We start from the raw sequence: 24,142 nt of genomic DNA, 5'->3' as shown, positions 1-24,142 counted from the left end.
CACTGACGCTGGCCAAGCTAACGGTGTCGTCCCGGCGAAAGCCGGGACCCATACGCCGCGGCTTCTCGATGAGGCGATCTGGCAGACGCTTGCGTCAGACAACCGACATTTGTGGTTATGGGCCCCGGCTTTCGCCGGGGCGACGATGGGGTGAGTAGGGCGAATTAGAACGCCTACTCGTACTTCGTCAGCTGTCGCCGCCGGCGAAGATGTCCTTGCGGATCACCGCATGGACGCCCCAATTGCCGTCGACCACCTGGGTGACGCCGAAATCGACGCCGAGCGAGATCAGCGAGATCGCCTCGTCCTCGGTCAGCTTCTTCGTCGTCATCAGGAATTTGCGCATCTTGCGGAAGGCATCGCGCAAAGCGAGGTCGACCGACGACTTCTTGTAGATATCGGTCTGCGCGCCGGAGCCGAGCTCGCTGAGATAATTGGCGAAGCTGAAGCCGTGCACCAGCCATTCGTCCTGGGTCTCCAGCATCGGATAGTCGAGCGCTTCCAGCGCCGTGCCGGCGAGGTCCGCCTTCTTGTGCAGGATGATCTGGAAGGTGCCGTTGAGCGAGCATTCGATCGCCGTGCCGCACAGTTCGGAATCGCCCTGCGAGGCGTGGGAATCGCCGACCGAGAGCAGCCCGCCCTCGACCGCGACCGGATAATACATCGTGGCGCCCTTGCCGATCCGCCAATTGTCGATGTTGCCGCCGGTGTAGCTCGGCGGGATCGAATCGACGAACTCGGCCTCCTTGGGTGCGAGCCCGATCACGCCGAAATGCGGACGCACCGGGATGCGCACGTTCTTCAGGATGCCGTGGTTCTCCTTGACCGTCGAATGATCGACCGGCACGCCGGGATAATCGATGGTCTTGTGCACCACGCCGGACGGATCGGTCTGCGGCGTCCAGGTGAAATTGTAGACGGCGCGCGCCCAGTTGCGTTCGCCTGTGGCGTCGACCTCGTAGATGGTAACGACCTCGCGCGGCTTGGGCTCGGTGAGCAGATCCTTGTAGTGGAAGCCCCAGGATGCCGCAGCGTTGCTGCCGAACGCCTTGCCGGAATATTTCGGATTGGCGCAGGGCCGCGGCGCCACGTCGATGATGCGCAGCTCGAGTACGTCGCCTTCCTCGGCGCCGCGCACGAACACCGGCCCGGTACAGATATGCACGCCGAGGCCTTCGCCCGCACCGCGTCCGAACAGCGAAGCATCCATCGGGCCGGCGCCGCGCCGGTTCACGCCCTTCTTCTCCTTGGTCCAGAGATACACGCTCTCGACGCCGGGATCGCCCTTCACCATGCGCTCGGCATCGTCATTGGCGTGGTGCGTCAGCGCCTCGATCGTGATGAAGTCGCCGGAATTGATCTCGACGCGCGGCTTCAGCGTCTTGCTGAAATAGCCCCAATGCACGGTGTCGGCGTTGGCCGGCAAATGGTGATAGGCGCGCTGCGCCGGCTGATGCTTCTCGGCGGCAGCCGCCATCTTCGGCGTCACCAGCGAGATGCCGCCGGCGGTCATCGCCGCCGCACCGCCCGCCGCCGCGAAGCTCGAGCGCAGGAACGAGCGGCGTTCCCGGTCGAGCGTCTCCTTGAACTGGCGATGATGCAATTCGAAGTCCGGGCAGTTCTTGTCGTCACCTGCGCACATCCTAAATTCTCCCTTGGATCGAAGTGCGGGTGAGAGTGCATGGCGCCGCGCCACTCCGACATGACCGGGCGCGCCCAATAATTTGTAGGCGCGCTTGTGCTCCTCGCAGCGCGAAAGCATGCGCACAGGCGTGCAGAGCATCTGCGGCGGCCGCCTTCGCATCGCGGCATGGCCGGCACGGTCAAGAATTTGGACGCATTCGATCAAGTTGCACTGCGTTCGCGGGGGATTGCTCTGCCGCGAGAGAGCGGCCGCGACCATTCATTGCACGAAGGCTGGGCAATCCGTGCCGCCGCAACACGCTTGCCGCCTTCCTGCAATCGGTGCACGCTGCCTTCACGGCTCCGTGACTTGAAGGCTGCGGAGCTTGGCCTGGAGGGGTGATGGTCGCGACGACCTATCGGGTTTCGGTCGATGCGATCCCGCGGCAAAACCGGCGGGAGGTCTGGCGCGAGGCGCTGGCCGGATTGCAGCTCGATTGCGAATTGCCGGAGACGGGCCAATTCCAGTTCGGTGAATTGACCGCGAAGCGCTCGACGAGCGGCGGGCAGCTTGTGCTGCTGCGTTCCACCGAGCAGCAGATCATCTGCAACGGTCATGCGGCATCACCGGCGGCCCCGGCGCGGGTCGCCATCATCTTCCATGCTTACGGCCGCGGCAGCATCACGTCGGGCCAACGCAGTTGCGAGTTCGCCGACAACGACATTTCGGTGTGCGACCTGCAACCGCCCTGGCGCATGACGTTGCGCGAGGATTTCGAGATCCTGCTGCTCGAACTGCCGCGCGAGCGTCTGCTTGGCCGGCTCGGCCACAATCGCCTGCGCTTGCCGGCCGTGCTCGGCGCGACGATCGCCGCCGCTTCCGTCCGTCCGGTGATGCGGACATTGGGCGGCAATTTCGCGATCCTGGACAAGGCCGATCTCGCCACCGCTGAGGTCGCGATCACCGAGCTCGTCGCCGGCGCGCTGCTCGGCGAGACCCGGCTCGACGCCGAGACGATGACACAGGTCCAGGCCGGCCACTTAAGGCGTGTCGATGCCGCGATCGAGGCCCAGCTCGGCAATGCAAGTCTCACCATCGCCGACATCGCGCGCCAGGAGGGGCTGTCGCAGCGCTATCTGCAACGGCTGTTCGAGCGGCAGAGCACGACCTTCTCGGCCTATGTGCGCGAGCGGCGGCTGGAGCGCTGCTGCAACGATCTGATCGATCCGAACTATGCCGACCAGCGCATCGCCGAAATCAGCTACCGCTGGGGCTTCACCGATCAGGCGCATTTCAGCCGCATGTTCAGCGCGACCTACGGCACCTCGCCGCGCGACTTCCGCAAGGCTGTGCCGCGCGATGCCGAGGCCGAGCGGACGCGCGGCCGGCCGCGACTGGCGCGCGGCACCGCAACGGTGTTGCGGCTCGCACCGAGTCCAGCGGCGCGCGAAACCGTTGCGCAGCTAGAGCCGGCTCTTCCGGTTGACTCGCCCACGACGACGCCGGAAGGGTGGGGCGCGTCACATCACCATCTCAAGGTATCCCGCGAGACCGCCCATTGGGGCTATCTCAGCCGCGCCATTCCACCTGTCATGAGCGTGCAGTCGGGCGCGCTGGTGACGATCGAGACGCTGACCCAGCACGCCTTCGATGACTACGAGCGCATGATCAAGGGCGATCCCGGCGCCGAGAGCGTGTTTCACTGGACTGCCGACGGCAAGTCGGTCGAACGGCGTGGCGCGGGCCCGATGGACGGTTCGATCTTCGGCCGTGGCGCCGGCGAAGGGTTCGGCGTGCACATCTGCACCGGCCCGATCCATGTTTGCGGCGCGGAGCCGGGCGACGTGCTCGAGGTGCAGATCCTCGACATCTGGCCGCGGCCCTCGGCCAATCCGGCGTTCGCCGGCAAGTCGTTCGGCAGCAATGCCGCGGCCTGGTGGGGCTTTCAGTACAACGATCTGATCGAGCCGCCGGCCAAGCGCGAGACCATCACGATCTTCGAGACGGATGCGCGCGCGGAATGGGCGCAGGCTGTCTATTCCTATCGCTGGACGCCGCAGACCGATCCGTTCGGCGTGCGCCACGAGACGATGGATTATCCGGGCGTGCCGGTGGATCACGCCACCATCGAGAAGCAGCCCGGCGTGCTCGCCGGCGTGCGGATTCCGGCGCGATTGCATTTCGGCTTCATGGCGGTGGCGCCGCGCGAATCCGACATCATCGATTCGATTCCGCCCGGCTATTTCGGCGGCAATGTCGACAATTGGCGCGCTACCAAGGGCACCACGCTCTATCTGCCGGTCGCCGTGCCGGGGGCATTGTTCTCGATCGGCGATCCGCATTTCGCGCAAGGCGACGGCGAGGTCAACGGCACCGCGCTCGAGCTATCGCTCACCGGCCAGTTTCGCTTCGTCGTGCACAAGAGCGGCAAGGAAACCAAGCCGCATGTCGAGGGACTGGCGCACCCGCTCTTGGAAACACCGGACGAGTGGATCCTGCACGGCTTCAGCTACGGCAATTATCTGCGCGAGCTCGGGCGCAACGCGCAGTCGGAAATCTACCAGCGTTCGTCGGTCGATCTCGCGCTGCGCAATGCGTTTCGGGCGACGCGCAAATTCCTGATGGAATGTTATCGCCTGAGCGAGGACGAGGCATTGGCGCTGATCTCGCTCGGCGTCGATTTCGGCGTCACGCAGGTTGCCGACGGCAATTGGGGCGTGCACGCGATCGTGCGCAAGAGCATGTTTGGCGGCGCCTGACGCCGGCCAAAGGTGCCGCCGTCAGCAATTCGCGAAGTGATGTCGGTCCGGCCGTGGAACGCGCCGGCAGAGAAGGCCGTGTCAGCCGCCGGCTAGGACGACGCGCCACTATAGATCCGTCACCCCCGCGCAAAGGCTTCGCCTTTGCGCGGGGGTGACGGATCACAAAGCTGAACGCGCCGCGCGACGCTACGCCTACTCGTCCTTCTTCGCCGGCTGCGACATGCGCTCGAGGCGTTCCTGCATGTCCTTCATCTGGCGGCGAAGGTCGTCGATGTTGCCGTCGTCGGCCGCGGGCTCCGGCGCCTTCTCGGCTTCAGTGCCGCCGCGCTGCGGCACGAACGGCTTGAACATCGAGAAGGTCTGCTGGAACAGCTCCATGTTGCGGCGGACCTGTTCTTCCAGGGGCGCAAACGGCGTCCCGCTCAGGGCGCCCGCGATCTGCTTGCGGAATCTCTCCTGTTCCCGGGTCAGCGTATCGATCGACTGCTCGAGATATTTCGGCACCACCATCTGCATGCTGTCGCCGTAGAACCGGATCAGCTGGCGCAGGAAGGTGGTCGGCAGCAGGTTCTGCCCGGCCTTGTTCTCCTGCTCGAAGATGATCTGCGCAAGCACGGAGCGGGTGATGTCGTCGCCGGTCTTGGCGTCATAAACGAGGAAGTCCTCGCCTTCCTTCACCATCGCCGCGAGATCCTCGAGCGTCACATAGGTGCTCGTACCGGTATTATAGAGCCGCCGGTTCGCGTATTTCTTGATCGTGGTCGGTTGTTCAGATTTTGCCATGGGCTCACACTTCAACACCGAAGGACCTGGAACCCGGCAGCATCGCCGCTGGGCTAAATGCAACGCATCGCAGCAAAGGTAAGCATTTTCAAAGCCGTTCGGCTACCGTTTTGTGCTGTGCGGTTAATTCCAAAGCATAGGATTTGCTCAGGAAAGTGCCAAGAGCGTCATTTTGAGTGCGTCGCGGCGCGTTTTGCGTGACAGTTCGATTGACATGTCTCGACGAGGTTTACAGGATAGTCGCCAAGAGACAGGCCCGCCAAACCGGCCGCCCGCCGTCGAGAAACCCAGCGACAACCCATAGGAGATGTCCATGTCAGACGATGTCGTCATCGTCAGCGCCGCCCGCACCCCCGTCGGTAGCTTCAACGGCGCGTTCGCCACCACGCCGGCCCACGACCTCGGCGCGATCGCCATCAAGGCGGCGCTGGAGCGTGCCGGCGTCGAGGGTGGTCAGGTCTCCGAAGTCATCATGGGCCAGATCCTCACGGCGGCGCAGGGCCAGAATCCGGCCCGCCAGGCCTCGATTGCGGCCGGCATTCCGGTGGAAAGCCCGGCCTGGGGCGTCAACCAGCTCTGCGGCTCGGGCCTGCGCACCGTGGCGCTCGGCTACCAGGCGCTGCTCAACGGCGATTCCTCGATTGTGGTCGCGGGCGGCCAGGAATCCATGAGCATGGCCCCGCATGCGCAATATCTGCGCGGCGGCGTCAAGATGGGTGACCTTCAGCTGATCGACACCATGATCAAGGACGGCCTGTGGGATGCCTTCAACGGCTACCACATGGGCAACACCGCCGAGAACGTCGCCAAGCAGTACCAGATCACCCGCTCCCAGCAGGACGAATTCGCGGTCGGGTCGCAGAACAAGGCCGAGGCGGCGCAGAAGGCCGGCAGGTTCAAGGACGAGATCGTCCCGGTCACCATCAAATCCCGCAAGGGCGATATCGTGGTCGACGCCGACGAGTATCCGCGCCATGGCGCCACGATCGATGCGATGGCCAAGCTCCGCGCCGCCTTCGAAAAGGACGGCACCGTGACCGCCGGCAACGCCTCGGGCATCAATGACGGCGCCGCCGCCGTCGTGCTGATGACCGCCAAGGAAGCCGCCAAGCAGGGCAAGAAGGTGCTCGCCCGCATCGTCTCGTGGGGCCAGGCCGGCGTCGACCCCAAGATCATGGGCACCGGGCCGATCCCGGCCTCGCGCACCGCGCTGAAGAAGGCCGGCTGGAACATCGCCGACCTCGATCTGATCGAGGCCAACGAGGCGTTCGCCGCGCAGGCCTGCGCCGTCAACAAGGACCTCGGCTGGGATCCGGCCAAGGTCAACGTCAATGGCGGCGCGATCGCGATCGGCCATCCGGTCGGCGCGTCGGGCGCCCGCGTGCTGGTGACGCTGCTGCACGAGATGCAGAAGCGCGATGCCAAGAAGGGCCTCGCGACGCTCTGCATCGGCGGCGGCATGGGCATCGCTATGTGCGTTGCACGCGACTGAACAAAAGGCAGCGAGGTCGGTTAGGTGATGAAAAGATCATCTGTCAACCACGGCGCGAGCTGATAGAAAAGATGCCCGGCTTTGTGCCGGGCATTTTTGTTTCGAGAGCATGGTCCGGAAAAGTGTGAAGCGGTTTTCCGAAAGGATCATGCTCAAAAAGGGGAGCTAAAGCGCGATGACGATTGAGCCCAATCTCATCGCGCTTTGTTGAGTGAGTGCGAAGACTGGAGTGATCCGGTTATAAAAGACGGCCAAGGAGGAGACGGACATGGCACGTGTTGCATTGGTGACGGGCGGAACGCGGGGCATTGGAGCTGCAATCAGCAAGGCGCTGAAAGCGGCGGGCTACAGGGTGGCGGCGAGCTACGCCGGCAACGACGCCGCGGCGGAGAAGTTCAAGGCGGAGAGCGGCATCCCGGTCTACAAGTGGGACGTTGCATCGTTCGACGCCTGCGCGGCCGGCGTGAAGCAGGTCGAGGCTGATCTCGGCCCGGTCGACGTGCTCGTCAACAATGCCGGTATCACCAAGGATACCGCATTCCACAAGATGACGCTGGAGCAGTGGACTGCCGTGATCAACACCAACCTCGGCTCGCTGTTCAACATGACGCGCCCGGTGATCGAGGGCATGCGCGCCCGCAAGTTCGGCCGCGTCATCTCGATCTCCTCGATCAACGGCCAGAAGGGCCAGTTCGGCCAGGTCAACTACTCCGCGGCGAAGGCCGGCGACATCGGCTTCACCAAGGCACTCGCGCTGGAGAACGCCAAGGGCGGCATCACCGTCAACGTGATCTGCCCGGGCTACATCAACACCGAGATGGTGCAGGCGGTGCCGAAGGACGTGCTCGAGAAGAACGTGATCCCGCAGATTCCGGTCAACCGGCTGGGCGAACCCGAGGAGATCGCGCGCGCCGTGGTCTTCCTCGCGGCTGACGAGGCGGGCTTCATTACCGGCTCGACGCTGACCATCAACGGCGGCCAGTATCACGCCTGACGCGAGAAGCGTCGTCGCGTCGCGGACGTTCCCAATCAAGTCGTGATGCCCGGCCTTGTGCCGGGCATTTTCGTCGTTACAACCGCGAGGCGCGAAGCAGAGACAGAGACGTGGCCGGGCCGGCCACGACGGATTGAATTCAGATGACGACCCGAACTGCCACCCTTGTCGGACTGACCGCCATCCTGATGTGGTCGCTGCTGTCGGTCATGACGGTCGCGACCGGGGCGATCCCGGCGTTCCAGCTCGCCGCCATGACGTTTGCGATCGGCGCCGCGGTCGCGTTCGCAAGCTTCCTGTTCCGTCCCGCAGCGTTCGGCGCACTGAAGCAGTCGCCGATTGCCTGGCTCGTCGGCGTTGGCGGCCTGTTCGGCTATCACGCGCTGTATTTCCTGGCGCTGCGTTTCGCGCCGCCGGCCGAGGCCGGCCTGCTCAACTATCTCTGGCCGCTCTTGATCGTGCTGTTCTCGTCGTTCTTGCCGGGCGAGCGGCTTGCGATCCATCACATCGTCGGTGCGCTGCTTGGCCTTGCCGGCACCGTGCTGCTGTTCGCCGGTAACACCGGCGCCTTCACACGCGCGCAGATTCCAGGTTTCGCGGCGGCCTTCGTCGCGGCGTTCGTCTGGGCCGCCTATTCGGTGATGTCGCGCCGGCTCAAGGCGGTGCCGACGGATGCGGTGGCAGGCTTCTGCCTCGCGACCGCGGTGCTCGCAGCAGCCGTGCACATGATGGTGGAAACCACGGTGTGGCCGGCGACGCCGCTGCAATGGCTCGCGGTTGCCGCACTCGGCATCGGTCCGGTGGGCGCCGCGTTCTTCGCCTGGGACATCGGCATGAAGCGCGGCGACATCCGCGTACTCGGCGCGGCGTCCTACGCCACGCCGCTGCTCTCGACCGCGTTTTTGATCCTCGCGGGCTTTGCCAAGCCGAGCGCCAACATCGCCATCGCCGCGATCCTGATCGCCGGCGGCGGGCTCATCGCAGCGAAAGATATGGTGCTGAGGAGGAAAGCGTAGGATGGGTAGAGCGAAGCGAAACCCATCATCTCGCGGCGTGGAGAGAAGTTGATGGGTTTCGCTGCGCTCTACCCATCCTACGAAGAACGTGGTTGCTACTGTTTCACCGTCACCCTGAGGAGGCCGCAACGCGGCCGTCTCGAAGGGTCGACGGCCCGACTGTGGCCGTGCATCCTTCGAGGCTCGCTCCGCTCGCACCTCAGGATGACGGGGAAAGACCCTGCGGCTCCCAGCCCTTCGGTGCCAGCTCAAACTTCGCGAACTCGAAACCCGGCGCCACGGTGCAGCCGACCAGCGTCCAGTCGCCGCGGCTTTCCGCGGCCTGCCAGGCGCCCGCCGGCACGATCGCCTGGGGCTGCTCGCCGTGCGCGACATCAGGCCCGAGCGTGATCGCATGCGGCAGGCCGCCGTCTTGTGCGATCTCTAGCGTCAGCGGCGCGCCGGCGTAGTGGTGCCACATCTCGACAGCGTCGATGCGGTGCCAGTGCGAGCGTTCGCCGCGCGCGAGCAGGAAGTAGATCGCGGTCGAATGCGCGCGTCCGTCGGCATCACAGCGCTCGTCGCGAAACGTCTCGCGATAATGCCCGCCTTCGGGGTGCGGCTGCAGCGCGAGCCGCGCGATGATGTCGGCAGCCGAGAGCTGTGACATCAGGACTTGTTCTTGCGCTCGCGGAGCTCGCCGAACACCAGCGCCGGGTCGGCGCCCTTCATGTGCAGCTTGGCGGCGACCGAAGGCTCGTCGGCGCGCAGGAACACGTTGGCCTTCTTCTCGTCGCCCAGCAGTACGGGAATCGTCGGCTTGTTCTCGGCACGCAGCTTCGTCACTTCCTCGGCGCGGGCCTGCAAATGCGGATTGTCGCCCTCGATGGTGAGCGCGAACTTCACGTTGGAGGCGGTGTATTCATGGCCACAATACAGACGAAAATCGTCCGGCAGCGAACGCAGCTTCAGAAGCGAATCCCACATCATGGGATAGGTGCCCTCGAACACCCGGCCGCATCCGATCGAGAACAACGTGTCGGCGGCGAACACCGCCTTCTCGCCGTCGAACACATAGGAGATATGGTCGAGCGTATGGCCGGGAGTTTCAACCACACGGGCCAAGAGGCTGCCGACCTTGATGACGTCGGCATTGGCGGCGCGCAGATCGACATTGGCGATCTTGGCCGACTTGTCGTGCGGCGCAACGACGCGGCAGCCGTATTTCTGCTTCAGCTCGGCGACGCCGCCGACATGGTCGCCATGGTGATGGGTGATCAGGATGTCGGTCAGCGTCCAGCCTTCGCGCTCCAGCGCCTTGATGATCGGGCCGGCCTCCGGCGCGTCGATCGATGCCGTCGCCTTGGTGGCGGGATCGTGGATCAGGTACCCGAAATTGTCGGTGAGGCAGCTGAAGGTGCGAATTTCGGCGGTCATGATATCTCCACGAACAAACGGGACGGGCATTTCAGCGCATGATCTTTTCGAAAAGCCGGCGTCGCCGTTTCCGGATCATGCTCTTACCGCGCCCAATATGGGGGTGAAATATGGCGTTAACGCTCCGGCGGCAACGCAAATTTCGGCGCTCCCCGGCTGCAGGGGGCATGTTAGGCTAGGATCATGGACGTCATCGACCTCCGCGACTTCTATTCGCAGCGCCTCGGCACCGTGGCGCGGCAGCTGATCAACCGCGGCATCCGTGCGCGATGGCCGAACGCGGAAGGCCAGCGCGTGCTCGGCCTCGGCTATCCGACACCCTATCTCGGCCTGTTCCGTGATACCTGCGAGCGCTGCATCGCCTTCATGCCGGCGGCCCAGGGCGTGCTGAAATGGCCGACCGGCCGGCCTGCGCTGGCGACCCTGATCGACGAATTCTCGATGCCGTTGCCGGATGCCGCGGTCGACCGCGTGCTGCTGGTGCATGCACTGGAGATGTCCGACGATCCGGAGCGGCTGCTGCGCGAGGTGTGGCGGGTGCTGTCGCCGTCGGGGCGGCTGATCGCGATCATCCCGAACAGGCGCGGCGTCTGGACGCGCACCGATGCCACGCCGTTCGGCCATGGCCGGCCCTATTCGCGGGCGCAGATTACCCAGCTGTTGCGGCAGACCTGGTTCACGCCGGCGTCATGGGGCGAGGCGCTGTTCATGCCGCCGGTGCAGGGCAGCTGGTTCTTGCGCTCGGCGATGGCGTGGGAGCGGGTCGGCGCGGCGCTGTCGATGCCGTTCGCAGGCGTGCATATCGTGGAAGCGAGCAAGCAGGTCTATCGCGCGATCCCGGCGCGCCGCGAACGCACGCAGCTGATCCCGTCGTTGCGTCCGGTGCTGGTGCCATCCTCGACGGCGACGCGCAAATCCAGTCACGCGGAGTGATGAAAACTCACCCTCCCCTGAAGGGGGAGGGTTGCCGCACAGTGGCGTTACTCGTTGCCCGGATTGAAGTCGTCGCTCGGCGCCGGCTGCGCCGCCATGTCGGGGCGCGGGCCGTGCGGACGGCGGCGACGGCGCGGAAAGCGCTCGCTGCGTTCGCCACGTTCTGCGCCGCCATTGTTAGCTTCGTAGGGGCCACCGTTGACCTGCGGCTGCGCGCCGCCGGTGATGAACGAGGGCAGGCGATCGACGCCGCCGGCATCGGCCAGCACCGGCTGCGGCTGGTTCTGCGGTAGCGGTTGATACTGCGGCTGCGGACGATGCTCGCGCTCGCGGTGCTCACGCGGCGGCTGCTCACGCGGCTGCTGGTCACGCTCGCGATGCTCCCGCGGCTGCTGGTAGGGCTGCTGGCCGTTGTCGCGCATGAACGGCTGTTGCTGCTGCGGCACGAAGCCCGGCTCCTGGCCGAAGCTCGAATAGCCGTCGCTGTCGTCGTCTTCGGTCTGCGTCACCTCGGCGTCGGGGCGCGGCTGTTGCTGATTCTGCCGGAATTGCTCCTGCGCGGTCGCGATGATCCGGTAGTAGTGCTCGGCGTGCTGGTAGTAGTTCTCAGCTGCCACCGGATCGCCGGAGGAGCGTGCATCGCGCGCAAGCTGGACGTATTTCTCGGCCACGTGGGAGGCCGTGCCGCGGATCTTGATGTCGGGTCCGTTCGATTCGTACACCCGTGTCAGGGGATTCTGGCCGCGCCGGTTATTATTGTTGTTGTTATTGTTGTTGTTATTCCGGTTGCGCATCCGCTTGTTGTTCTGACCGTTTCTCATCTGTCGCCTTTTATTCCAGCCCTGAAGTTATTGCAGTCCACAGTCTGATTTCTCAGAAGTCCGAATTCTCAGAAGTCCGATTCCCAGATTCCAATTCCAGAGTCCGATTCGGCGCGCGTCTAGGCGCACGGAATCGCAATACCGTTCGAAGAGGCATCGATGTCGCCGACCATCTCGTTCAGCAAAGTCGCGTTCAGCAAAGACGCGTTCCCCAACCGCCGCCGGCCAAACACGCCAGCGACAAAATCATTCCGCCCGTTGAGACAGGCCCAGTTCTCGTGCGTAAGTGTTCAAGCGCAATAACAGGCTTTCGTTCGCTTGGCGGTCGAGAGCAGCACAGCTTCGGCTATTGCGCTCAATGAGACCTGCGTTCCTGGAACCTTTCGATCGGCGGGCTCTGCTGAACCCTGGTCATCACCCGTAACGGTTACGGGGCCAGCACCGATGTTGTGGCCGGAACGTAGTCGTTCCCGGGGGATATTCCAAGAGGTTTTTTTGCGTTCCAATAGGACTTTATCGGGGCAGCCGGCGGGCTGAAACGGCCCTCGGAACGCCCCCGAGATCGGCCTTGGGCGGCCCCGTTGGGGATAACCCGGAAGCCGTCATCAGCGCTTCAACGTCGCCGCTCTGGCCCTGCCCGACTTCCACAACCAGAAATCCACCAGAGGCCAAAAGACCCGCAGATTGCGAAATCAGCGCGCGGTAGGCGTCGAGCCCGTCGGCTCCGCCGTCGAGCGCCGCGCGGGGGTCGTGCGCGCGGACCTCGATGTCGAGACCGGCGATGTCGGCCGAGGGGATGTAGGGCGGATTGGACACGATCAGGTCGAACGCGCCAGTCAGGGCGCTGCCATAGTCGCACGCGATCCATGTCGCGCGCTGGCCAAGTCCGAGCTCGGCCGCGTTCCGGCTCGCCGTCTGCAGCGCCTCCGCTGAGATGTCGGTGGCGAAGCCATGTGCGTTCGGCAGTTCCGAGAGCAGCGCCAGCAGGATGGCGCCCGAACCGGTGCCGAGATCGGCGATCCGCAACGCGCGATCCGCCGCGCCGTCGGCCCGCAGCAGCTCGAGCGCGCACTCGACCACGGTCTCGGTGTCGGGGCGCGGCACCAGCGTCGCGGCGGTCAGATGCAGCGACAGTCCCCAAAACTCCTTGATGCCGAGAATGCGCGCGACCGGTTCGCCGGCGAGGCGGCGCCGCGCGAGGCCCTCGAGGCGATCCGCTTCGTCCTTCGTCAGAATGCGTCTGGCGCCGGTCACCATGCCGGTCAGATCGAGGCCAAGCGCGGCGCCGACCAGCAGCCGTGCATCGAGTTCGGCGGAATCGTTGCCGGCCGATTGCAGCCGCGCGGCCAGTGCGCGGCGGGCCGTCTCGATTGTTGCGTTGACCACGGGCGCCATCACGTGGTGTCCTCGTGCAACACCAACCGCCCGTCGTCCCCGCGAAAGCGGGGACCCATACGCCGCGGCCCTTCGATCTGGGCGGTCGGGGTCGATATCGGGATCAACAATCACGCCCTGTGGTTATGGGTCCCTGCTCCCGTGCGCAATTGCGCACTAGGCAGGGACGACGACGATCAATGGAGCCAGCAGCCGGATCGGTTCACGCCGCCGCGCCCTGTGCCGCGAGCTGCGCGGCCTGGTGCTCGGTGGTCAGCGCATCGATCAATTCGCCGAGCGCCTCGCCCGCGATCACCTGCGGCAGCTTGTAGAGCGTCAGGTTGATGCGGTGGTCGGTGACCCTCCCTTGCGGAAAATTGTAGGTGCGGATCCGCTCCGAGCGGTCGCCGGAGCCGACCTTCTCCTTGCGGTCGGCGGAGCGCGCGGCGTCGACACGCTGGCGCTCGGCGTCATAGATGCGCGAGCGCAGGATGTTCATCGCCGACGCCCGGTTTTTGTGCTGCGAGCGGCTGTCCTGCATCATCACCACGATGCCGGTCGGCAGATGGGTGATGCGGATCGCGGATTCGGTCTTGTTGACGTGCTGGCCGCCGGCGCCGCCGGCGCGCATGGTCTCGATCCGCAAATCCGTGTCCTTGATGTCGACGTCGACGTCCTCGACTTCGGGCAGCACGGCGACCGTGGCGGCCGAGGTGTGGATGCGGCCCTGCGTCTCGGTGTCGGGCACGCGCTGCACGCGGTGCACGCCGGACTCGAATTTCAACTTGGCGAAGGCGCCGCGGCCCTGCACCTCGGCGATGATTTCCTTGTAGCCGCCGACGGTGCCTTCGCTCGCCGAGATCACCTCGACCTTCCAGCCCTGCAAGGCCGCGAAGCGCTCATACATCCGGAACAGGTCGCCGGCGAACAGCGAGGCCTCGTCGCCACCGGTGCCGGCACGGATTTCCAGCACCACATTGCGGTCGTCCATCGCGTCCTTCGGCAGCAGCGCGATCCGGATCTCCTGTTCGAGATCGCCGATGCGCGCCTGCAACGTCTCCAGCTCGGCTTCCGCCATGCTGCGCATCTCGGCGTCGGTCCCCGCATCCGCCAGCAACGCCTCTGTGTCGGCGAGTTCCGATCGGGCAGCGCGATAGGTCTTCACCGCGTCGATCAGCGGATTGAGCTCGGCGAGCTCGCGCGTGATCGCAACATAGCGCTCGGAGTTGACCTGGCCGAGCAGCTCGGCCTCGAGCGAGGCGTGATGGGCGAGCAGGACGTCGAGTTTGGCTTCGGGTAGCATGGCGGAGTCTCGAATTGCTGAAAGCGCGTAGGGGTGGCGGAGGCGACGGCAGCGTCGCTACAAGGCCAGCCCCTCGGTTTCCGCAAACTTCGTCAGCGCCCCGCGGATCGAGACGCTGCCGACCGGTGCGTCGATCAGCGGATTGATCATCGCCTCGGCCTTCTTGGCGTCGAGGTCGAGGATCAAGGCCTTGACCGGGCCGTGCGCGGTCGCCGACAGCGACAGCGAGCGATAGCCGAGCGCAATCAGCGCCAGCGCGCCGATCGGCTTCGACGCCATCTCGCCGCACAGCGAGGCGGCTTTCTTCGCGATCTTGGCCTTGCGCACGATGTCGCGCAGCGCGCGCAGGATCGGCGCCGACAGGATGTCGAAGCGTTCCGAGACCTTGGCATTGCCGCGGTCGACCGCGAACAGAAACTGGAACAGGTCGTTGGAGCCGACCGAGACGAAGTCGACCTTCTTCAGGAGCTCGTCGAGCTGGTAGAGCAGGGCCGGCACCTCGACCATGGTGCCGATATCGATGCGTTCGGGCAGCGAATGGCCGTGCTGGCGCAGATAGGTCAGCTCACGCTCGACGATCGCCTTGGCTTGGTCGAACTCGGCGATCTCTGAGATCATCGGGAACATGATCTTGAGCGCACGGCCGCCGCCGGCGCGCAGCAGCGCGCGGATCTGGCCGCGCAGCAGGCCGGGGCGGTCGAGGCCGAGCCGGATCGCGCGCCAGCCGAGCGCGGGATTTTCCTCGACCACGGTCTCCATGTAGGGCAGCGCCTTGTCGCCGCCGATGTCGAGCGTGCGGAACGTGACGGGCTTGGTGCCCGCGGCATCGAGCACGGTGCGGTACAGCGCGAGCTGGTCGCTCGAACGCGGCAGGCTCGGGCTCACCATGAACTGCAATTCGGTGCGGAACAGGCCGATGCCGGCGCTGCCGGTGTCCTCGATGTGCGGCAGGTCGATGGTCAGGCCGGCATTGATCAGGAGCTCGATCGGCTGGCCGTCCTTGGTCACGCAAGGCTTGTCGCGCAGCGCCGAATATTGTGCCTGCCGCCGCGCCCGGAACCGGACGCGCTCGGCGTAGGCGGACTCGATCTCGGCGGAGGGGCGGACATAGATCTCGCCGGAAATGCCGTCGACGATGATGGCATCGCCCGGATCGGCAATGCCGGGCGCGTTCGGCACCTCGCCGACCGCGGGAATGCCGAGCGCGCGCGCCACGATCGAGACGTGGGAATTCGCGGTGCCTTCCTCCAGCACCAGGCCGCGCAGCCGCTTGCGGTCATAGTCGAGCAGCGCCGCGGGGCCCATCGCGCGCGCGATCAGGATGGCGTTGTCGGGCAGCTGCTCGCGCGTCGGCGCATGGTCCTGGCCGACCAGTTGCCGCATCAGGCGATGGCCGAGATCCTCGAGATCGTGCAGCCGGTCGCGCAGATAGGGATCGGTCGAGCGCAGCATGCGCGCGCGGGTGTCGGACTGCACGCGCTCGACGGCGGCTTCCGCGGTGAGGCCGGTGGCGACCGCCTCATGCAGCTTGTGCGACCAGCCCTGGTCGTTGGCGAACATGCGGTAGGCTTCCAGCACCTCGCGATGCTCGCCGCCTTCGGCGACGTCGCCGCGCTCCAGCATGCGGTCGAGATCGGCGCGCAGATTGGCGAGCGCGGTGTCGAGCCGCTTGATCTCCTTCGGCAGGTCCTCAGCGATATAGTTGGTGATGACGACGCGCGGCTCGTGCAGCACGACGTGGCCGAGCGCGATGCCGTCGGAGAGCACCGCGCCGGTCTTGTGCAGCGAGTGCCGCGCGGCGGGCTCGGCGCCGGGCTGGGCCAGCGCGGCAAGCTCGCCCGAGGCGATCATCTCCGCCAGCACCATGGCGGTGGTCTGCAGCGCCTCGACCTCTTCCTCGACATAGGTGCGCTTGGCGCGGTTCTGCACCACGAGCACGCCGAGCGTATTGCCCGCGCGCAGGATCGGCACGCCGAGGAACGAGTGGTAGATCTCTTCGCCGGTCTCCGGGCGGTAGGCGAAGGCGGGGTGGCTTTGCGCGTCGGAGAGATTGAGCGGCGTTGCCTCGCTGGCGACGAGGCCGACCAGGCCCTCATGCGCGCTCAGCACGGTGCGGTGCACGGCGTCGCGGTTCAGACCCTCGGTGGCGTAGAGCTCGAGTGTGTTGTCGATGCGCAGCACGTAGCAGGAGCAGACCTCGGCCACCATGTTGGCCGCGATCAGCACCACGATCTTGTCGAGGCGTTCCTGGGCGGAGACTTGCTCCGCCATGGTTTCGCGGAGCCGTCTCAACAGGACGCGGGGGCCTCCCGACGCGCTCCGCATGTGCTTCAGTCCCTCCCCACCAGGCCGGCGCACGGGGCCGGCCGGCCGTTGGCGCAAAACTCGTCAAAAACAACAATTTTAGTCATTCGGCGTCGCCGCTCGCGCCAGTTCCCGCCGATTCGGGATCGCACAAACTGTGCCACAGTTTGCGACAGCCCACCTGACTGGCCGTATAGCCAATCGAGGCTCGCTTTGCCAAGCAAAACGCCTGCCAGTAGCAAATAACGTCTGCGTCAGCCCTATGCTGCGCCCGCTAAGAGAAATTCTAACTCCGGGGTGTGGGTACCGGAGGAAGGCCCATACTCCGCATCGTCATTCCGGGGCTCTCACTTCGCGGGCCCCGGAATGACGGGAAAGGCCTACGCCTGGTCCAGCCCGTACAGCGTGTGCAGCGTGCGGACCGCGAGTTCGGTGTAGGCGGCGTCGATCAGCACCGAGAACTTGATCTCGGAGGTGGTGATGGCGCGGATGTTGATGTTGCGATCGGCCAGCGCCTTGAACGCCTTCGCCGCGACACCGGCATGGCTGCGCATGCCGCTGCCGATCACCGAGACCTTGGCGACATCGGTCGCGGTGTCGAGCCTGGCATAGCCGATCTTGGCCTTGGCCGAGGTAATGGTGTCCTTGGCGCGGTTGTAGTCGGTGGCCGGCACGGTGAAGGTGAGGTCGGTGGTCTTGCCGTCCTCCGACACGTTTTGCACGATCATGTCGACGTTGATGTTGGCATCCGCGAGCGGCCCGAAGATCGCCGCGGCGACGCCGGGCTTGTCCTCGATCTGGCGCACGGAAATCTGGGCTTCGTCCTTGGAGAAGGCGATGCCGGTGACGACGTGCATTTCCATGATTTCCTCCTCGCTGCAGATCAGCGTGCCCGGCGGCTGGTTGGCGTGCGGGTCGATATCCTCTGGCTTGTCGAAGCTGGAGCGCACGAAGATCGGCATGTTGTGCACCATGCCGAGTTCCACCGAGCGGACCTGCAGCACCTTGGCGCCTTGCGAGGCCAGCTCCAGCATGTCCTCGAACGCGATCTTGTCGAGCCGGCGCGCCTTCGGCACCACGCGCGGATCGGTGGTGTAGACGCCGTCGACGTCGGTGTAGATGTCGCAGCGGTCGGCGCGCAGCGCAGCCGCGATCGCCACCGCCGAAGTATCCGAACCGCCGCGGCCGAGCGTGGTGATGCGGCCGGTTTGCGGGTTGATGCCCTGGAAGCCGGCGATCACGGCGACTTCCTTGCGCTCCTTGAAACGGTCGATGATCTCGCTGCCGTCGATATCGAGGATGCGCGCCGAGGCATGCGCCTCCGAGGTCTTGATCGGGATCTGCCAGCCCTGCCAGGAGCGCGCCTGGATGCCGATGCCCTGCAGCACGATCGCGAGCAGGCCCGAGGTGACCTGTTCGCCGGAGGCGACCACCGCGTCATATTCGCGCGCGTCGTGCATCGGCGAGGCCTCGGTACACCAGGCCACCAGTTCGTTGGTCTTGCCGGACATCGCGGAGACGACGACGGCGACCTCGTGGCCGGCGTCGACCTCGCGCTTCACGTGCTGGGCGACGTTGCGGATACGATCGATATTGGCGACGGACGTACCGCCGAATTTCATCACGAGGCGGCCCATGACGACGCGTCTATTCCTTTAAGAGGATAAGTAGGTTAACCCACGCCGAAAACCGCAAGCGCGGGCACCGAAAGGCGCGTATACATAGCGCCGCGCCCGGGGGCAAGCCGGTTGGTAGGGGTCTCCGGAGGGTCTTTTGGGGGTGTTTTGCCGGTTGCGGGCGGGCTGTGGCGCAACGGTGACTCACGGGTAACTCGAAGGCGGGATTGGATGGGACGCTATATCGACGAAATCCTGCAGCCCGGCGAGAAGGTGCTGTATTCCACCAATGCGCACTGGATGTTCTATCTGCCGGCGATCGCGGCCTGGATCGTGGTGCTGGCGCTGCTGATCCTGTCCCGGATGACGGCGGTCGACGCCCTGGTGCTGGCTTGCCTGGCGGCCGCCGCCGTGGTCGCGGTCGCGGCGCTGTACTGGACCGGCGCGGCCTGGTTCCATCGCTGGACCACGGAAACCGACGTCACCAATTTCCGCGTGGTGCACAAGAGCGGCTTCATCAAGCGGCGCACCTTCGAGATGAGCCTCGACAAGGTCGAGAGCGTCGACGTCAACCAGAGCATCATGGGGCGCCTGCTCAATTATGGCGACGTCACCATCCGCGGCGTCGGCGAGGGCATCGAGACCATTAAGACCATCGCCTCGCCGCTGTCGTTTCGCAATTCGATCACCGCGCGATAGGGGCGCGCGCAATCATGGCCACAACGCTTTCCAATTCCACCGCCGCCTCGGTCGATCCGGCCGAGGTCGCGAAGTTTTCAAAGCTCTCGGATGAATGGTGGGATCCGCGCGGCAAGATGGCGCCGCTGCACAAGATCAATCCGCTGCGCCTGACCTATATCCGCGACGCCGCCTGCCGCAAGTTCGAGCGCAACGCCAAGAGCCTGAGCTGCCTGTCCGGCCTGCGCCTGCTCGACATCGGCTGCGGCGCTGGCCTGTTGTGCGAGCCGTTCACCCGGCTCGGCGCCCAGGTGATCGGGATCGATCCCTCCGCCACCAACATCGCGGCGGCGAAGCTGCACGCCGACAAGGGGCATCTGTCGATCGACTACCGCTGCACCACGGTGGAGGAGATGGACGCACGCGAGCGCTTCGACATCGTGCTGGCGATGGAGGTGGTCGAGCACGTCGTCGACGTCGGCGCCTTCATCAAGCGCTGCGCTACGATGCTCAAGCCCGGCGGGCTGATGGTGGTCTCGACCTTGAACCGCAACTGGAAGAGCTTTGCGCTGGCGATCGTCGGCGCCGAATACGTGCTGCGCTGGCTGCCGCGCGGCACCCATGACTGGAGCAAGTTCGTCACCCCCGCCGAGCTCGAGCGCTATCTCGGCGACGTCAACCTCGCCGTCACCGAACAGGCCGGCGTGGTCTACAACCCGCTCGCCGACAAATGGAGCGTCTCGTCCGACATGGACGTGAACTACATGGTGGTGGCGGAGGAGGTGTGAGCGGCGCTGCAGCGTCCACATAATCGGTGTCGTCCCTGCGAAAGCAGGGACCCATAACCACCGGCCCCGGTTGTTGAGCGCGATCTCAGTTCAGGACCTGCTTCGGAATCCGATCGACACCATCCGTCTCATCGCCGGTTCAACCATCGTGCCCCAAACCGCTCCCTGTGGTCATGGGTCCCTGCTTCCGCAGGGACGACAGCGAGATTGTGGTGCAATCGGCGGAAATGTGAGACGCTGTTGCCATCAGGCAGATGTCGTCCCTGCGAAAGCAGGGACCCATAACCACCGGCCCAAATAATTGGGCGAGGTCCGCGTTCCGAGCATGTACTACGTCTACATCCTCGCCAGCCGGCGCCATGGCACGCTGTATATCGGCGTGACGAATTCCGTGCAGACAAGGCTCGAGCAGCATCGCAACGAGCGAGGGCTCGTCTTTCGTCAAAACCTACGGCGTTTATCGCTTGGTCCATGTCGAATCATATCACCGCGCGGAGGAAGCCATCACGCGCGAAAAGCAGCTCAAAAAATGGAAGCGCGACTGGAAGATCGAGCTGATCGAGCGCGAAAACCCCGAGTGGCGGGACCTCAGCGACCTGCTTGTCTGATGCCGTGCCACGAACCGCTTCCTGTGGTTATGGGTCCCTGCTTTCGCAGGGACGACGGGGAGTTTGGGTGTCGGCGTGCCCCTTGCTAACGGCTTAAGGTCAGCGAAATTAGCCCAGCTTTCGCCGATACACCGGTGTCGTCCCTGCGAAAGCAGGGACCCATAACCACCGGCCGATATTGTTGAGCGCGATCTGAGTTCAGGACGTGTTCTGCCAAACTTGACCGGTGTTATGGCCCGTTCAACCATGGCGCCACGAACCGCTTCCTGTGGTTATGGGTCCCTGCTTTCGCAGGGACGACGGGGAGTTTGGGTGTCGGCGTGCCCTTTGCTGGCGGCTTAAGGTCAGTGAAGTTAGCCCGGCCTTCGCCGACACACCGGTGTCGTCCCTGCGAAAGCAGGGACCCATAACCACCGGCCGATGTTGTTGAGCGCGATCTGGGTTCAGGACGTGTCCTGCTCCACATCTCGCTAGGCCTAATCGGTGTCATGGCTCGTTCAACCATGGTGCCACGAACCGCTCCCCGTGGTTATGGGTCCCTGCTTTCGCAGGGACGACAGTGAATTTGCGGCTCGATCGCAATCCAGTCATGCGCCGTTTCGATTGACCGCGTCGGCGGCAATCGGCACGTTGTGCGCGTACTCCCGCCCCGGCGCACTTATCCCGCATGCTCACAATCGCCTCGCTCTGGATCCCCTTCACCATCGTCGCTGCGTTCGGGCAGGTGGCGCGCAATGCGATGCAGCGGCATCTGACCGGGCCGCTCGGGACCTGGGGCGCGACCAATATCCGCTTCCTGTTCGGCCTGCCGTTCGCGGTGGTGTTCTTCGCGCTGGCGGTGCTGCTGACCGGCGACCCTGTGCCGTGGCCGGCGGCGTCGTTCTGGCCGTGGCTGTTGTCCGGCGCGCTCAGCCAGATCGTCGGCACCGGCTTCATGCTGCTGGCGATGAACGATCGCTCCTTCGTGGTGACCACGGCCTACATGAAGACCGAGGCGATCCAGACCGCGATCTTCGGCTTCATCTTCCTCGGCGACCATCTGACGACGCCCAAGGTGATCGCGATCGTGATCGCCACCATCGGCGTCGTCGTCACCGCGCTCAGGCCGGGCGGGCAGAAGAGTTTTGCCGATCTGCGGCCGACCGTGCTCGGCCTCGGCGCCGCCGCCGTGTTCGCGATCTCGGCGGTGAGTTTTCGCGGCGCGATCATTGCCGTGCCCGGCGTTTCGTTTGTAACGGCGGCCTCCTACACGCTGATGTGGAGCCTGTTCGTCCAGACGCTGATCCTGTCGGTCTATCTGCTGCTGCGCGCGCCGGACGTGCTGCGAAAAATCCTCAGTCTGTGGCGGCCCTCGATGTTTGCGGGCTTCATGGGCGCGTTCTCCTCGCAGTTCTGGTTCCTGGCGTTCGCGCTCACCGCCGCCGCCAATGTGCGCACGCTGGCGCTGATCGAGGTCTTGTTCGCGCAGGGCGTGGCGTATTTCTCGCTCAAGCAGCCGTTCTCGCTGCGTGAGGTGATCGGCATCGTCCTGATTGTGATCGGCGTCGCGCTGCTGATCGCCGCGTAGTTACCCTTTGACCGCAATCAGCACCGCGCCCGCGGCGATCAGCGCGATCCCGATCCAGCCGTAGGGTGACGGGCGCTCGCCGAGGAACACGGCGCCGAACAGCGCCACCAGCACCACGCTGAGCTTGTCGATCGGCGCGACAAGTGTGGCGGGTCCGAGCTTCAGCGCACGGAAATAGCAGATCCACGACGCGCCGGTGCCGAGCCCGGACAGCAGCAGGAACAACCAGCTCTTGCCCGAGATCGGTCCGGCCTGGGTGAATTGTCCGGTCGCGAACAGGATCGCCGACAGCGTGATCAGCACGACCACGGTGCGGATCAGGGTGGCGAGATCGGAGTTGATGCCCTCGACGCCGACCTTGGCGAAGATCGCGGTCAGCGCGGCGAAGACGGCTGAGAGAAACGCCCAGACCTGCCAGGTCGCGGTCAATTCCGGTCTTCCGGCAGCGTCGGCAGCGGCGAGACCTCGACGCCTTCGTCGATCAGCGCGCGCGCCTCCTCGGGCGAGGCCTCGCCATAGATCGGCCGATGCTCGATATCGCCGTAATGCATCTTGCGCGCCTCGTTCGGGAAGCGGTCGCCGACATTGTCGGCGTTCTTCACGATGTGGTCGCGCAGTTCCTTCAGCTTGCTGCGCAGCTCGCGCTCCTGCGCCATCATCAGCGACGTCGATTCGGGTGGCGTCGCCTCGACGGGGGCGGCCGGCGCCGGCCGGGCCGGTTCGCGGCCCTTCTTGCTGACGATTTGCGGCGCCATGATCGCGCGCTCGATCTTGTCAGAGCCGCAGGACGGGCAATCGATCAGGTGACGCCGCTCCTGCGTTTCATAGGCTGCCGAGCTCTGGAACCAGCTCTCGAACTGATGGCCGCGCTCGCAGCGCAGCGTGTAGCGGATCATGCCGAACCCCGGACGAGGTGCAGATGCTCCGGGCCGGCCTTGGGGTCGGCGATGCCGAAACGCCTGCCGTGCTGAAGTGAAGGGATGGTCTTGCGCGCGGTCTCGACCTTGGAAGGATCGATCTCGGCCAGGAACACGCCGGGCTCGACGCCGCCCTCGGCGAGGATCTCGCCCCAGGGGTCGATGATCAGTGAATGCCCGAAGGTCTCGCGCTTGTTCTCATGCAGGCCGGCCTGCGCCGCCGCGAACACGAAGCAGCCGGTCTCGATGGCGCGGGCGCGCAGCAGCGTGTGCCAATGCGCTTCGCCGGTCTTGCGGGTGAAGGCGGACGGCACCGTGAGGAAGGACGCGCCGGCTTCGGCCAGCGCGCGATAGAGCGCCGGGAAGCGCACGTCGTAGCAGATCGTCAGTCCGATCCGGCCCCAGGGCAGGTCGGAGATCACGGCGGTCTCGCCGGGCTGGTAGTTTGCCGATTCGCGATAGCTCTCGCCGCCCGGCAGGTCGATGTCGAACATATGGATCTTGTCGTAGCTCGCGAGCACATTGCCCTCGGGCCCGATCAGGAACGAGCGGTTGACCGCCTTCTCCGGCGAGTAGCGCAGCGCCAGCGAGCCGATATGCAGATGGATCTTCAGTTCGGCGGCCAGCGCGCGATAGGCCTGCAGCGACTTGTCGTCCTCTTCGCTCGCCAGGTGCTCGAACAGCGCCTTGCGGTTCAGCTGCATCATGTTGCTGACTTCGGGGGTCAGCACGTATTTGGCGCCCTGCGCCGCCGCTTCGCGGATCAGCCGCGCGCCCTGCTCGAGGCTCGGCTCGGGCAGCAATCCGGTGCGCATCTGCACCATGGCGGCGGTGAAAATGTTGTCCGTGCTCATCAGGCGCCGCCTCCGTTGCTGAGCAGGCCATCGAGTTTGCCCTCGCGGTCGAGCGCGTAGAGCTCGTCGCAGCCGCCGACATGGGTTTGGCCGATGAAGATCTGCGGGAAGGTCGCCCCGCTGCCGGCGCGATCGTACATCTCGTCGCGATAGGACGGGTTGCTGGCGACGCTGAGTTCGGTGAATGCGGCGTTCTTGCGCGTCAAAAGCGATTTGGCCGCGGTGCAATAACCGCAGCCCGGGCGGGTATAGATTTCGATGGCAGCGGTCATGGTGTGCTCGATTGAACCAG

At 65.2% G+C, this 24,142-nt stretch carries 21 protein-coding genes and 1 pseudogene; 9 read left to right on the top strand and 13 right to left on the bottom strand.

What is annotated here, in order from left to right; translation table 11 throughout:
• Positions 1 to 187: 187 nt before the first annotated feature.
• Positions 188 to 1,642, bottom strand: coding sequence for an acetamidase/formamidase family protein (locus AAFG07_RS40775; protein ID WP_342725183.1), 1,455 nt, complete (start codon positions 1,640 to 1,642; stop codon positions 188 to 190).
• A 383-nt stretch (positions 1,643 to 2,025) separates the two neighbouring features.
• Here AAFG07_RS40775 and AAFG07_RS40770 point away from each other — a divergent pair, with 383 nt between their 5' ends.
• Positions 2,026 to 4,383, top strand: a complete 2,358-nt coding sequence (locus AAFG07_RS40770) for an acetamidase/formamidase family protein (RefSeq protein ID WP_342725181.1) — start codon at positions 2,026 to 2,028, stop codon at positions 4,381 to 4,383.
• A gap of 195 nt (positions 4,384 to 4,578) precedes the next feature.
• Here AAFG07_RS40770 and phaR read toward each other — a convergent pair whose 3' ends face one another.
• Positions 4,579 to 5,169, bottom strand: coding sequence for a polyhydroxyalkanoate synthesis repressor PhaR (gene phaR / locus AAFG07_RS40765; protein ID WP_097671126.1), 591 nt, complete (start codon positions 5,167 to 5,169; stop codon positions 4,579 to 4,581).
• A gap of 313 nt (positions 5,170 to 5,482) precedes the next feature.
• On the opposite strand from phaR, the gene AAFG07_RS40760 reads away from it, so the two are divergent.
• From AAFG07_RS40760 to AAFG07_RS40750, 3 genes are all read left to right on the top strand, one after another.
• A complete protein-coding gene (locus tag AAFG07_RS40760; protein ID WP_342725180.1) occupies positions 5,483 to 6,661 on the top strand; it encodes an acetyl-CoA C-acetyltransferase in 1,179 nt (392 codons plus the stop codon).
• Between the two features lie 268 nt (positions 6,662 to 6,929).
• On the top strand, positions 6,930 to 7,655 hold the full coding sequence (gene phbB, locus AAFG07_RS40755; RefSeq protein ID WP_342725179.1) for an acetoacetyl-CoA reductase: 726 nt from the start codon (positions 6,930 to 6,932) through the stop codon (positions 7,653 to 7,655).
• A gap of 143 nt (positions 7,656 to 7,798) precedes the next feature.
• The gene (locus AAFG07_RS40750) at positions 7,799 to 8,671 is read left to right on the top strand and encodes an EamA family transporter (protein ID WP_342725178.1); all 873 of its coding nucleotides are present in this window, start codon (positions 7,799 to 7,801) and stop codon (positions 8,669 to 8,671) included.
• Positions 8,672 to 8,870: 199 nt separating this feature from the next.
• On the opposite strand, the gene AAFG07_RS40745 is transcribed toward AAFG07_RS40750, so the two are convergent.
• Together AAFG07_RS40745 and gloB are read right to left on the bottom strand one after the other, a co-directional pair.
• A complete protein-coding gene (locus tag AAFG07_RS40745) occupies positions 8,871 to 9,320 on the bottom strand; it encodes a cupin domain-containing protein (RefSeq protein ID WP_342725177.1) in 450 nt (149 codons plus the stop codon).
• The gene (gene gloB, locus AAFG07_RS40740; protein WP_342725176.1) at positions 9,320 to 10,087 is read right to left on the bottom strand and encodes a hydroxyacylglutathione hydrolase; all 768 of its coding nucleotides are present in this window, start codon (positions 10,085 to 10,087) and stop codon (positions 9,320 to 9,322) included. Before gloB ends, AAFG07_RS40745 begins: the two co-directional genes overlap by 1 nt.
• A 183-nt stretch (positions 10,088 to 10,270) precedes the next feature.
• On the opposite strand from gloB, the gene AAFG07_RS40735 reads away from it, so the two are divergent.
• A complete protein-coding gene (locus tag AAFG07_RS40735) occupies positions 10,271 to 11,020 on the top strand; it encodes a class I SAM-dependent methyltransferase (protein ID WP_342725175.1) in 750 nt (249 codons plus the stop codon).
• A 47-nt stretch (positions 11,021 to 11,067) separates the two neighbouring features.
• Here AAFG07_RS40735 and AAFG07_RS40730 read toward each other — a convergent pair whose 3' ends face one another.
• From AAFG07_RS40730 to AAFG07_RS40710, 5 genes are all read right to left on the bottom strand, one after another.
• The gene (locus AAFG07_RS40730) at positions 11,068 to 11,841 is read right to left on the bottom strand and encodes a DUF4167 domain-containing protein (RefSeq protein ID WP_342725174.1); all 774 of its coding nucleotides are present in this window, start codon (positions 11,839 to 11,841) and stop codon (positions 11,068 to 11,070) included.
• Positions 11,842 to 12,354: 513 nt separating this feature from the next.
• The gene (prmC, locus tag AAFG07_RS40725) at positions 12,355 to 13,236 is read right to left on the bottom strand and encodes a peptide chain release factor N(5)-glutamine methyltransferase (protein ID WP_342725173.1); all 882 of its coding nucleotides are present in this window, start codon (positions 13,234 to 13,236) and stop codon (positions 12,355 to 12,357) included.
• Between the two features lie 202 nt (positions 13,237 to 13,438).
• Positions 13,439 to 14,518: a peptide chain release factor 1 gene (gene prfA, locus AAFG07_RS40720; RefSeq protein ID WP_342725172.1), complete on the bottom strand. Its 1,080-nt coding sequence runs from the start codon at positions 14,516 to 14,518 to the stop codon at positions 13,439 to 13,441.
• Positions 14,519 to 14,575: 57 nt separating this feature from the next.
• Complete coding sequence (ptsP, locus tag AAFG07_RS40715; RefSeq protein WP_342725171.1) at positions 14,576 to 16,843, bottom strand: phosphoenolpyruvate--protein phosphotransferase; 2,268 nt, start codon at positions 16,841 to 16,843, stop codon at positions 14,576 to 14,578.
• Positions 16,844 to 17,202: 359 nt separating this feature from the next.
• The gene (locus AAFG07_RS40710; RefSeq protein ID WP_342725170.1) at positions 17,203 to 18,459 is read right to left on the bottom strand and encodes an aspartate kinase; all 1,257 of its coding nucleotides are present in this window, start codon (positions 18,457 to 18,459) and stop codon (positions 17,203 to 17,205) included.
• A 210-nt stretch (positions 18,460 to 18,669) separates the two neighbouring features.
• Between AAFG07_RS40710 and AAFG07_RS40705 the strand changes: the two genes are divergently transcribed.
• From AAFG07_RS40705 to AAFG07_RS40690, 4 genes and pseudogenes are all read left to right on the top strand, one after another.
• Positions 18,670 to 19,137 carry a PH domain-containing protein gene (locus AAFG07_RS40705; RefSeq protein WP_342725169.1) on the top strand — a complete coding sequence of 156 codons (468 nt, stop codon included), beginning with the start codon at positions 18,670 to 18,672 and terminating at the stop codon, positions 19,135 to 19,137.
• 14 nt (positions 19,138 to 19,151) lie between these two features.
• The gene (ubiG, locus tag AAFG07_RS40700) at positions 19,152 to 19,904 is read left to right on the top strand and encodes a bifunctional 2-polyprenyl-6-hydroxyphenol methylase/3-demethylubiquinol 3-O-methyltransferase UbiG (protein WP_342725168.1); all 753 of its coding nucleotides are present in this window, start codon (positions 19,152 to 19,154) and stop codon (positions 19,902 to 19,904) included.
• 325 nt (positions 19,905 to 20,229) lie between these two features.
• Positions 20,230 to 20,512: pseudogene (locus tag AAFG07_RS40695) on the top strand (GIY-YIG nuclease family protein).
• 667 nt (positions 20,513 to 21,179) lie between these two features.
• On the top strand, positions 21,180 to 22,079 hold the full coding sequence (locus AAFG07_RS40690) for a DMT family transporter (RefSeq protein WP_342725167.1): 900 nt from the start codon (positions 21,180 to 21,182) through the stop codon (positions 22,077 to 22,079).
• Here AAFG07_RS40690 and AAFG07_RS40685 read toward each other — a convergent pair whose 3' ends face one another.
• Genes AAFG07_RS40685 through grxC form a run of 4 tightly spaced genes read right to left on the bottom strand, consistent with a single transcriptional unit; the run spans position 22,080 to position 24,122 of the window.
• Positions 22,080 to 22,508, bottom strand: coding sequence for an EamA family transporter (locus AAFG07_RS40685; protein ID WP_342725166.1), 429 nt, complete (start codon positions 22,506 to 22,508; stop codon positions 22,080 to 22,082). It abuts the gene before it with no gap.
• On the bottom strand, positions 22,505 to 22,975 hold the full coding sequence (locus AAFG07_RS40680) for a DUF1178 family protein (protein WP_342725165.1): 471 nt from the start codon (positions 22,973 to 22,975) through the stop codon (positions 22,505 to 22,507). Before AAFG07_RS40680 ends, AAFG07_RS40685 begins: the two co-directional genes overlap by 4 nt.
• The gene (locus AAFG07_RS40675) at positions 22,972 to 23,850 is read right to left on the bottom strand and encodes a carbon-nitrogen hydrolase family protein (RefSeq protein WP_342725164.1); all 879 of its coding nucleotides are present in this window, start codon (positions 23,848 to 23,850) and stop codon (positions 22,972 to 22,974) included. The genes AAFG07_RS40680 and AAFG07_RS40675 overlap by 4 nt, the downstream gene beginning before the upstream one ends.
• On the bottom strand, positions 23,850 to 24,122 hold the full coding sequence (gene grxC / locus AAFG07_RS40670) for a glutaredoxin 3 (protein WP_342725163.1): 273 nt from the start codon (positions 24,120 to 24,122) through the stop codon (positions 23,850 to 23,852). The genes AAFG07_RS40675 and grxC overlap by 1 nt, the downstream gene beginning before the upstream one ends.
• Between the last annotated feature and the right edge of the window lie 20 nt (positions 24,123 to 24,142).

This window comes from Bradyrhizobium sp. B097 (assembly GCF_038957035.1).
In the GTDB taxonomy this organism is placed as follows: Bacteria; Pseudomonadota; Alphaproteobacteria; order Rhizobiales; family Xanthobacteraceae; genus Bradyrhizobium.
Note: the sequence above shows the minus strand (reverse complement) of the source record. Positions and strands in the feature narration are given on the sequence as shown.